2 protein-coding genes are annotated in these 2,486 nt (G+C 40.6%); one reads left to right on the top strand and one right to left on the bottom strand.

Annotation, left to right across the window (positions count from 1 at the left end; genetic code table 11):
* The coding region (locus LN995_RS21440) for a hypothetical protein (RefSeq protein ID WP_229963142.1) at window positions 1–435 on the top strand (435 nt) is incomplete at its 5' end.
* A gap of 365 nt (window positions 436–800) precedes the next feature.
* Here LN995_RS21440 and treF read toward each other — a convergent pair.
* The gene (gene treF, locus LN995_RS21435) at window positions 801–2,339 is read right to left on the bottom strand and encodes an alpha,alpha-trehalase TreF (RefSeq protein WP_229963141.1); all 1,539 of its coding nucleotides are present in this window, start codon (window positions 2,337–2,339) and stop codon (window positions 801–803) included.
* Window positions 2,340–2,486 lie beyond the last annotated feature (147 nt).

Here is a 2,486-nt window from a genome sequence, read left to right as displayed (position 1 = left end):
GTCTCTGGATTATGTGCTTGTAAAAAGGACTATATGATAAATACAAAAATAATAATGACTGTTTGCTCATTGATCTTAGGGGTTATAGGTATAGTGCTGACGTTCGCTCCTGACATAGTATTATTTAACCTAAACATAGAGAGTAACCAGGCATCCCTTCTTTTAGTGCAGGTAATCGGTGGGCTGTACTTTGGTTATAGTATGCTTAATTGGATGACGAAGGAAAGCTTGATTGGCGGGATATACAACCGACCAATTGCAATTGCCAATTTTACTCATTTCCTTATCGTAGGCCTTGCCATGGGAAAAGCATTGGTTTCCACTCCCCAACTACCAAAAGCACTTTGGATAGCCGGTGGGGTTTACATAGTATTGGGGCTCCTATTTATGATTATATTGTTTCGTCATCCTATCAATTCAACGGGTGACAAATGAAAATGAACAGCTGCCAACACGCGGTATAGCCAATAAGGGTTTCAGCCCGCTATTAGTAGGAAGTCGCACGCAACCCCTCGCTAGGCAACCTTATATCGATCAAATTTATCTCATTTAACCCTCGAATTTTGAGATAGAGCTTTAGCACCAGGTCTTGCCTAGATACCAAAAACGCATCGAACCTAGTGGAGAGACATGTTTGAAAGTGTTTGTTTTTTGGTTTGGTTTGTTTGCCTTCCTCCATTCTAACAGCTGATCAATTTTATCCGATGGCAGGGATGCTCGTTACATAGGGTAGAAACGACATGTTATTATCATGCATCAGATTGAATATATTATAAAGTAAAACTCCGTCACATCCGTTTTTATGCATTATTCATCATCCACAGGTATATGCCGTTAGTCCATCCAAAGCCATCCTGGTTTGGATATTCTCCTCCTCCGGCGGGCAAATCGATATCTACAACATTATATTTTTCCATCATCTTGCCAGTTTCTTTAAAAACTTTATCATTAAGGGCTATCCACCTCTTTTTCAATTTTCCTGCTGTATCAGAGAAATTATAGTTGCGAAGTCCCTCATATGTTAGATACTGCAGAGGAGCCCAGCCGTTAGGTGAGTCCCACTGTTGACCACTCTCGTGGAGAGTAGAAACTACGCCCCCCTTTTTCAAGAAACTGCCTGCAACATGTTCGTGCACATGATGTGCTTGCTCGTTAGTGGCAATTTTGAAGAATAGCGGAAATATTCCTGCCAGCGACATGACTGTGGTAGATTTATTCAAGGCTAAATTATAGTCCATGAAAAACTGCCTGTCATCATTCCAAAAATATTTAATCATTGCTTTTTTTCGCTTCTCTGCCTTTTGAAGGAAATAGCTGGAAGGATCTGAAAATGAGCTTTGGTTATAAGCCTCAGATAACGTTAGCTCAAGTTCATATAGAAGGCAATTTAGATCTACAGGTACAATATCGGTTGTATGAATGGTCTCTATATGATTTACATCTCGGAACCATCGGCAAGAAAAGTCCCAGCCAGATTCACAAGCTGCCCTTATATGTCTGTAAAGTGTTCCAGGCTCCACACCAAATGGGGCGGAGTAATGAGCCATTTGGACATCCTCCTGATAAGATTCAGGACGAGGGGCAGGAAGATCATCCCAGTAACGGTTTAAAATACTGCCGTCTGGTAGTAATACAACTCTACGAAAAGAAGTTTCCCTATCCGAGAGGCGAAAGTACCCGTCCATCCAATAATTATATTCTTTTTGCATATGCGGAAGATATTGGGCAAAGGCTTCTGGTCCATCTATTTCAGCAAGAAGACGTACCATTAAAGCGAAAAAAGGAGGCTGTGAGCGGGTAAGGTAGTAACTGCGATTTGCATTTGGAATATGGCCATAAACATCAATGAGATAGGCAAAATTATGGACCATTTCTCTTATCAGTTCATATTCTCCTACCGATTGTAAACCTAACATCGTAAAGTAGCTGTCCCAATAATATAGTCCTCTAAATCGACCTCCAGGAACAACATATGATTTTGGAACAGGCAACATGGAGCAATCTGGCTGTGACTCCCGTGTTAACAATGGCCAAAGCTGATTGATATGCTCAGTAGCCGGTAACAACTGGTTACTTGTATAATCTGTTATTATAGGCTCTGGAATATGAAAATACGCCGAGACAAAATCAAAAAGCTTAAAATCCTCCTTGTGCTTTTCTATCTCATACAAACTCAGAATTTCTTCTGGGGATCGCTTGGGGTAACAGTCTGCAAAAGTTATGGAATCAGGAAAAACATGATTCATCTGAACATCATGGAACAGCGGTCCAAATAATTGGTCAGGTGGTAAGATGGCTGGAACTACACTGTAAATCTGTGGGGGTTCTATAGATCTCATTTCTTTTTTTCATTGTTCACGCATTTCTGGCTTTTAAGTTGAAAATTATTTATTATTTAAAGCTTTTAGCGTTGTATAGTACTCCCCATTTATAGGACGGGTCACAGGCTAGTCAGTATCATAAAAGGGGGGTATTCTGGGACAGGG

Source organism: Pontibacter silvestris, assembly GCF_020907275.1.
GTDB classification, from domain to species: Bacteria; Bacteroidota; Bacteroidia; order Cytophagales; family Hymenobacteraceae; genus Pontibacter; species Pontibacter silvestris.
This window is presented reverse-complemented; position numbering and strand designations above follow the sequence as displayed.